The following is a 6,122-nucleotide window of genomic DNA, read 5'->3' as shown; positions in this document are numbered from 1 at the left end:
GACCACAAGGCAGGCCTGTCCGACCACAGCCGCCGCCTGTGGACCCTGCTGGTCTTCATGGTCTGGCACGGCATCTTCGTCGAGAACCGCATCAAGCCCGAAATCCAGGAACCGGTTTATCCGGTCTCGCTGTAGATACCGAACGGCGCCCGCGGCCAGGTTTGGTCGCGGGCGCTGTTCTGGGGGTATTCATCGACGATCGTTGGGTTGATTGTTGATGACGGGGTGATCATTTCACGGGTTGTGGTGGTGTGCATAGCGAGGCCGATCCAAAGCATGTTGACTGCTTACGTTTTCGTAAGCTAGAGTGTTGTCAACGGCAAGGGGAACAGCCCCAGCCCCTCGGGAAGGAACCCGACATGAACATCACCCTCACCCCCGCGGTCATCGCCTACCTGCGCGCCACCAACACCCTCGATGAGCTGATGGAGACCGGCGGCGATGCCAGCGCCGCGATCGACGCTCGCGCCGCCGCGAAGGCCACCCTGGTCGCCGACGGCTTCACCCCCGACATGTTCGACGCCCTGGCCGACATGTTCTGACCACCCCGACTGCCCGCCCAGGAACTGCCTGGGCGGGCATTTTCACACCTGGAGGAACGGATCCCCATGACCGCTGCCGAGTTCTCGATTGCGTTGGCCTATCTGGGCTTGTCGAACGCCGATGCCGCCGACCTGCTGCAGGTCACCCCGCACACGATCAGGCACTGGATCAAGGGCCGCTACGTCGTGCCGGAGGGTGTTGAGCGGCAGCTGGAGGAGATGGTGGCTGAGACTGATGTCGAGGTCGCGGTGCTGGTGGCGAAGCTCGCCGGCGGGAAGGTGGACGAGCTGACGGTGTTCGGTGATAGCGCGGCGGCGCGGGCGGCGCATCCTGACTGGTCGCGGCCGTGGTCTGCGGGCTGGCATCAGTTGGTGGTGGCGCGGGCGGTGCGGCAGGCGCCGTGGTCGGTTCGGGTGGTGTACTCAAACGGTTGACGCTTACGTTTTCGTAAGCTACAGTTGTGTTATCGGCAAGGGGAACAGCCCCAGCCCACCGGGAAGGAACCCGAGATGACCGCCAAGCTCGCCACCCTGATCGCCACCGCCGACGCCGCCCCCACCTCGATCAACATGCGCGAGGTCACCGAGTTCCACGCCACCATGAACCGCGTCGGCCTGGCCGACAGCGAGTTCAACGCGCTCGCCGAAGCGTTCTTCGCCCGCCACCGCTGACCAGGAAGGCCCCCGCCACGGCGGGGGCCTTTCTTGGCAGCGCACCCAATCGTGCCCGCTCACCATGTCGGTTATCTCGACTAGCCGCCTCGCAGAGTAGCCCGGCCGTGTCCATCTGCCACCACCGGCGCGAGGGAACAGATCTGGTCACCAACGGCCGGCAGCAGAGTCGTCACCGCGCTACTTTCCGTGATTCAATCCGTCGGTGGTGTCGAAGTCGTTGACGGTCCTGGGTTCACTGATACTTGCTGGAGTCACTGCGTGCACCCCCGCGAACCCCAAGCCGGACGCCAAGATCACGAACGCGCCTGTCGCATTCCCAAATGTCATCGGCATGAGCGCCGATGCGGCAGAGGACATGATTGAGGAGTTGTACCTCAACGGCAAGGCAATGACGGAAGCTGGCGGCCCCACGTACGAGTATTCGAAAGACAACCACTGCATCTGGTACGGGCCAGATAGTCGGATGAGCTCAAAAGAATCATGGCCCGTGGCGAGTGTCGTGCTGGTCCTTCAGCCCGGCATGACGGCAGGCGCCTCCCCCACTGAACCGGTGCATGCAGGCGCGCAGTACGGAAGGCTCGACCGATTGTTCTTCAGCCTGGCCATCGAGAAGCCAGACGATGTCTGGTGCAAACCCACCGAGGACTCGGGTTCAGGCAGCGGCATACCAGGCATAGGGATCCCGAGCAACAACGACGGTGGAGAGCCATGGATATGCCGACGTCACCGCCTGTGCTGACCTCTCCGCCCCATTTCGCAGGCCCTTCGCCAAATCGCACTGGGGCGATCGTCGTACACTTCGAATGTGTGTTCGAATCCGATCGTGTGGGGGTTAGGCAGCACCCACGGCCTCGACCCCGACCAGCGCTACGCGGTCCGCGGCGGCCGATGGGTCCAACCCTCCCCCGTCGCCTGCCCCAACGGCCACCGTCTCGGCCCGAACCAAGTGCTCGTCGGCACCATCATGTGCCAGCATGTCCCCAACACCAGATGCCACCGCACCCACACCTGCCTCCAATGCGACGCGGTCATCTACTGGCCGCCGGTCACCGAGGCGTGCAACCACAGCCAACACCGGTGACGCTAACGCTGGTGCCGGCACTGCGCAGCGTTGGAGATCAGTTCGCGAGCCCTCTCGCCGAACACCGCTTGCTCGTTCAGGACAGCGAACATCCGTTCATACAGCGCGATCTCGCGCGGCTGCTTCACCGACAGCTCCGCGGTCACTGTCTCCACCTGCACGAGATGCTGGTCAAAGATGGAGAACCCGTTCGTCGCTGGTCCGTTGTAGGTCATTGCCGCTGGGACGATTCCCAGCACAACCCGCGGCAACGACATCACCGTCAGCAAGCGGTCGAACTGGCCGAGCATCACCTGATCGTCACCCACGGTGGTGTGGAGAACCTGCTCGGCGATGATAAACGAGAACCGACGGTCCCCCTTGTAGAGCACGCGCTGCCGTTCCATCCGGGCGGCTACGCCGTCGGCGAGGTCATCGGGAATCTCGTAGAAGCTGATGATCTTCGACAGGATCCCGGCCGCGTATTCGGCGGTCTGTAAAAGGCCGGGGACGATGGTCGGCTCGTACCAGCGGATTGTGCGGGCACCGCCCTCGAGCTTCACCGACATCTTCTGTCGGCGGCGCGTGCCGATGCCCAGGACCCGCTTCCACTCCATGTACGCAGCTTCGATATTGCGCAGTGCGGCGATGAGGTCGGGCAGCTCGCTTATGTGGCCGGTGTGTTCGCACCAGGCGCGCAGGTCCGCTTCGGAGGGGGTTTGTTTGCCGTATTCGATGCGCGACACCTTGGACTCGTGCCATCCGGCAATCGAGGCCAGGCGCCGGGCGGTGAGGTCGGCGTCGCGGCGAAGCTCCCGGAGTTGGAGGCCGAGAGCTTCGCGCGCTTGATTGACTGGATTGGTCACCGAGCACCGAGTGCGAGGTACTCGGTGTGCGGGATCGCCGCCTCCCACACGAGGTCACGCACCTGCACGCAGTAGTCGACGATCCGCGGGTCGGTCGTCAGTGCTCCACCCCGCCACCGGCCGCCGGGCTCGAACACGGTGAAAGCCACCGATGTCCGGTCGAACAGCCACCAGTCATCGACAGTCAGTCTGCCGGTATCGACGTCGTGCCTGGACAGATACCGGATCTCCTCGCCGGCCTTCGCGTTCTGATGCGAGACCTCCAGTAGCCAACGGGTGTAGTCGGTGTGCGGCACAGTGACCACCCTCGCCCGACGCACCTGCACGCCGCGAGTGCTGGTTTCGCTGACGAGATCGAGCCAATCTTGCAGCCACGCATAGTCGTCGGCAGGTCCACCGTTGAGGAAGTCGCGGAACGGCTGACTCTCGTTGGGGGTGTTATAGGTGTCCTTCACCTCGAGGTGGAACGCCTCATGGCGCGCCGACCGCAGGAGGTCATCGAACGCCTCACCTTCCAGCAGGAGCACCGTAGAACTTCCTCTCACACATAGGGACCTCGATCGCGGTTTCACCGGGCGCGAGGTCCAACTGGTCCAGCGTTTCACGGTCGATGATCGGCCGGCCGGCGAGGGTGAAAGTCCCTCGGCCGGTGTCGGTCATCGTGGCGCCAACGTATGTGTTCGGCTTGGCGAACCCGAGGAGCAGGTGGGGGATTTCGACGATGCTGGGGTCATCGGTTTCCCATCCCTGCACGACGTAGGCGCCGGTGTCAGAGGCGAGGAGTGTCGGACATCCGCCACCGCCGCTACCACCGTTGCCGAGGAACTCTAACTGCATGTTGCACCGCCCTGTCGAGGAGTGTGCGCGAACTTGCGCCATTGCTCTATGGTGCACGATCTGTTCCCTAAGTGCGGGGTATCAACGGCAATTCGCGCAAGTTCGCGCAAGTTTGTAGAGCCGCCGACTCGTTACTTCGTAGCGTTGGCACATCCGCCGAAACAGGCGCCGGACGCCCGAGCCGAGACACCAGTGGGGGTATCCCATGTTCGACCACCTGACCGCACGGCAACGCACCGTGCTCGATGTCCTGATTCCCGGCGGCATGCTCACCGTCGAGCAGATCGCCCGCGGCGCGCGCCTGCCCCGATGGAAGGCCAAGCGCGACCTCGGAGCCCTGTGCCGCGAGGGCATGGCATTCCGCGACCGGGCCGAGCGCTGGCAGATCTCGCCCCTGCTGCGCCGCCCACCCCGGCGGGCCGTCCGGTGAGCGGCTGGCTGCAGTACCTCGACGGCACATGGTCGCGCGTCGACGACCACGGCCACATCCACACCATGGCGTTCGGGCCATGGGACGACCGGCCCGGCCTGCATGAGCTCGACGCCGACGTGCGCGGCGCGCTCGCCGTCCTCGACGCACTCGAGGCACGCGAATGAGCCTCACCCGCTGCCAACGCTGGATCTTGGAATCCCTGCACGCCGTTGCCCCCGGCCCGCCCGCCGGTGTCGCCTGCGACGAGCTGGCCGCTCTGCTCGGGCATGGCACCTACCGAACCGGCCTGTACCTCGACCAGCTGCACGCCGCCGGGCTGGTCGCCGCGCGTCCACGGGACGGCGAATTGCATTGGTGGGTCAACCGGAACGGCCGCGCCGCCCTCAAGCCTGCTCGATCCGCACGAGCACAGAGAGGGGGTGAGCAGATGATTCCGGGACCTGACGGCAACGCGGGCAACACCAACGCGACAAACGATCCGATGTCCATCGAGCTGTACGGCAGCAACGCCACACAGCCGACGCAGATCGCGGCCGTGACGCACAACGTCACCGAACACCAGTAGCACCCGCACGCCCCGTCTGTCGATCGCCGGGAAATCGGCAGACGGATCCCGGTAACGACGCCCCGCCGAACCCTCGCCCGGCGGGGCGTCTCCCATCCAGAGTGGGGCCTCGCACGGTGACCTGACCGGTCCCCTCGCTCCCCCGGTTCTTCCGTCACACGTCGACCGGGGTGTTGGTGACCCCCGGAACCTGCCAGCAGCAGGTTTCGGGGGTCGCGTGAACGGCACGGCGACGGCCGGACGGTCGGTGATCGAGACCGCGAGCGAGGGATCGACCGCGGACCGGAGCAGGGCAGGTGGTGCGACCCCATCGAGCAGCGGCTTGCCTGGGCGCCGGGTACCGCGCTGCATGGCGAAGGGACAGCCTTCTGCATACCGGGGCTATGCAAACAGCTCGCCTGATCGTATAGTGGGGCTATGCAGACCGTAGCCGAGCGCACCGAGTACCTCGTCGAAACCGTCACCGGTGTCAACCCGGTCCACGAAGTGCAAGACCATGCCAAGCTGGCCATCCTCACCGAGTCGATGCGCGAACACGGCTGGCAGGGCCCGCCCCTGGTCATCGACGGCGACCAAGCCATCACCGGCGCCCACCGCTTCGCCGCCGCGGAGAACCTGCGCGGTGACGGCATCGACATCCGGTTCCCCGTCGTCCAGGTCGCTGCCCTCGCCGACGAGTACGGCATCGGCTGGCCCGAGATCCGCGCCGAGCACACCGAGTACGACAGCTACATCGAGCTCATCGACCGCCTGCCCGCCGACGTGGTCGACTACTTCGGCCTCGACCTGCACTGAAAGGCTCGTGCCATGGCAGATTCCAGCCTCACCGGCTACGGCGTCGAACCCAGCGAGGTCGACGCCATCCTCGACAACCTCGTCAGCGACGATCCCGCCGAAGACTCCTGGACCCGCTACACCTACCTGTCCTCGCGACAGCAGCTGTTCACGGCCGTGGTCGACGCCATCGCCGCCAAGCGTCGCCAAGCTGTCGCCGACATCTACGCCGAGCAAGGCGACGAACGGTCCTACGCGCGGGTCGCCACGCTGCTCGGCCTGCACCGCGCCCGCGTCCAGCAGATGATCGAGCAGCACCGTGCCGAGGCCCAGTAGCAAAGCCGCCGTCGAGGCCGCCCGCGCGCTCATG

At 65.5% G+C, this 6,122-nt stretch carries 12 protein-coding genes; 9 read left to right on the top strand and 3 right to left on the bottom strand.

Annotated features, from left to right (window positions below; genetic code table 11):
• The first annotated feature begins 359 nt into the window (after window positions 1-359).
• From ACFOW8_RS29080 to ACFOW8_RS29065, 4 genes are all read left to right on the top strand, one after another.
• Complete coding sequence (locus tag ACFOW8_RS29080; RefSeq protein WP_378554885.1) at window positions 360-542, top strand: hypothetical protein; 183 nt, start codon at window positions 360-362, stop codon at window positions 540-542.
• A 66-nt stretch (window positions 543-608) separates the two neighbouring features.
• Window positions 609-977: a hypothetical protein gene (locus ACFOW8_RS29075; protein ID WP_378554884.1), complete on the top strand. Its 369-nt coding sequence runs from the start codon at window positions 609-611 to the stop codon at window positions 975-977.
• 75 nt (window positions 978-1,052) lie between these two features.
• A complete protein-coding gene (locus tag ACFOW8_RS29070) occupies window positions 1,053-1,214 on the top strand; it encodes a hypothetical protein (RefSeq protein WP_378554883.1) in 162 nt (53 codons plus the stop codon).
• Between the two features lie 205 nt (window positions 1,215-1,419).
• Window positions 1,420-1,956, top strand: coding sequence for a hypothetical protein (locus ACFOW8_RS29065; RefSeq protein ID WP_378554882.1), 537 nt, complete (start codon window positions 1,420-1,422; stop codon window positions 1,954-1,956).
• 344 nt (window positions 1,957-2,300) lie between these two features.
• Here the strand turns inward: ACFOW8_RS29065 and ACFOW8_RS29060 are convergent, their stop codons facing one another.
• From ACFOW8_RS29060 to ACFOW8_RS29050, 3 genes are read right to left on the bottom strand one after another with little or no spacing between them, the layout of a single operon-like run.
• Window positions 2,301-3,143: a helix-turn-helix domain-containing protein gene (locus ACFOW8_RS29060; RefSeq protein WP_378554881.1), complete on the bottom strand. Its 843-nt coding sequence runs from the start codon at window positions 3,141-3,143 to the stop codon at window positions 2,301-2,303.
• A complete protein-coding gene (locus ACFOW8_RS29055; RefSeq protein WP_378554879.1) occupies window positions 3,140-3,670 on the bottom strand; it encodes a DUF6879 family protein in 531 nt (176 codons plus the stop codon). The genes ACFOW8_RS29060 and ACFOW8_RS29055 overlap by 4 nt, the downstream gene beginning before the upstream one ends.
• Window positions 3,651-3,980 (bottom strand): hypothetical protein, encoded by a 330-nt coding sequence (locus tag ACFOW8_RS29050; protein WP_378554878.1) that lies wholly within the window; start codon window positions 3,978-3,980, stop codon window positions 3,651-3,653. The genes ACFOW8_RS29055 and ACFOW8_RS29050 overlap by 20 nt, the downstream gene beginning before the upstream one ends.
• Window positions 3,981-4,185: 205 nt before the next feature.
• Here ACFOW8_RS29050 and ACFOW8_RS29045 point away from each other — a divergent pair, with 205 nt between their 5' ends.
• The 5 genes from ACFOW8_RS29045 (at window position 4,186) to ACFOW8_RS29025 (ending at window position 6,088) form a co-directional block, all read left to right on the top strand.
• Window positions 4,186-4,410, top strand: a complete 225-nt coding sequence (locus ACFOW8_RS29045; protein WP_378554877.1) for a hypothetical protein — start codon at window positions 4,186-4,188, stop codon at window positions 4,408-4,410.
• Window positions 4,407-4,577, top strand: a complete 171-nt coding sequence (locus ACFOW8_RS29040) for a hypothetical protein (protein WP_378554876.1) — start codon at window positions 4,407-4,409, stop codon at window positions 4,575-4,577. Before ACFOW8_RS29045 ends, ACFOW8_RS29040 begins: the two co-directional genes overlap by 4 nt.
• On the top strand, window positions 4,574-4,978 hold the full coding sequence (locus ACFOW8_RS29035; RefSeq protein WP_378554875.1) for a hypothetical protein: 405 nt from the start codon (window positions 4,574-4,576) through the stop codon (window positions 4,976-4,978). Before ACFOW8_RS29040 ends, ACFOW8_RS29035 begins: the two co-directional genes overlap by 4 nt.
• A 417-nt stretch (window positions 4,979-5,395) precedes the next feature.
• On the top strand, window positions 5,396-5,773 hold the full coding sequence (locus tag ACFOW8_RS29030; RefSeq protein ID WP_378554873.1) for a ParB N-terminal domain-containing protein: 378 nt from the start codon (window positions 5,396-5,398) through the stop codon (window positions 5,771-5,773).
• Window positions 5,774-5,785: 12 nt separating this feature from the next.
• On the top strand, window positions 5,786-6,088 hold the full coding sequence (locus ACFOW8_RS29025; protein ID WP_378554872.1) for a hypothetical protein: 303 nt from the start codon (window positions 5,786-5,788) through the stop codon (window positions 6,086-6,088).
• Window positions 6,089-6,122 lie beyond the last annotated feature (34 nt).

Source organism: Nocardia rhizosphaerae (assembly GCF_042650365.1).
GTDB lineage: Bacteria > Actinomycetota > Actinomycetes > Mycobacteriales > Mycobacteriaceae > Nocardia > Nocardia rhizosphaerae.
The sequence above is the reverse complement of the archived record's forward strand: the minus strand, read 5'-3'. Positions and strand labels throughout refer to the sequence as shown.

Bases quoted from the DNA above. Each gene is read 5' to 3' on its own strand.
- ACFOW8_RS29070 (WP_378554883.1), top strand. From the start codon at position 1,053: ATGACCGCCAAGCTCGCCACCCTGATCGCCACCGCCGACGCCGCCCCC.
- ACFOW8_RS29050 (WP_378554878.1), bottom strand. From the start codon at position 3,980: ATGCAGTTAGAGTTCCTCGGCAACGGTGGTAGCGGCGGTGGCGGATGT.
- ACFOW8_RS29035 (WP_378554875.1), top strand. From the start codon at position 4,574: ATGAGCCTCACCCGCTGCCAACGCTGGATCTTGGAATCCCTGCACGCC.
- ACFOW8_RS29030 (WP_378554873.1), top strand. From the start codon at position 5,396: ATGCAGACCGTAGCCGAGCGCACCGAGTACCTCGTCGAAACCGTCACC.
- ACFOW8_RS29080 (WP_378554885.1), top strand. From the start codon at position 360: ATGAACATCACCCTCACCCCCGCGGTCATCGCCTACCTGCGCGCCACC.
- ACFOW8_RS29025 (WP_378554872.1), top strand. From the start codon at position 5,786: ATGGCAGATTCCAGCCTCACCGGCTACGGCGTCGAACCCAGCGAGGTC.
- ACFOW8_RS29045 (WP_378554877.1), top strand. From the start codon at position 4,186: ATGTTCGACCACCTGACCGCACGGCAACGCACCGTGCTCGATGTCCTG.
- ACFOW8_RS29075 (WP_378554884.1), top strand. From the start codon at position 609: ATGACCGCTGCCGAGTTCTCGATTGCGTTGGCCTATCTGGGCTTGTCG.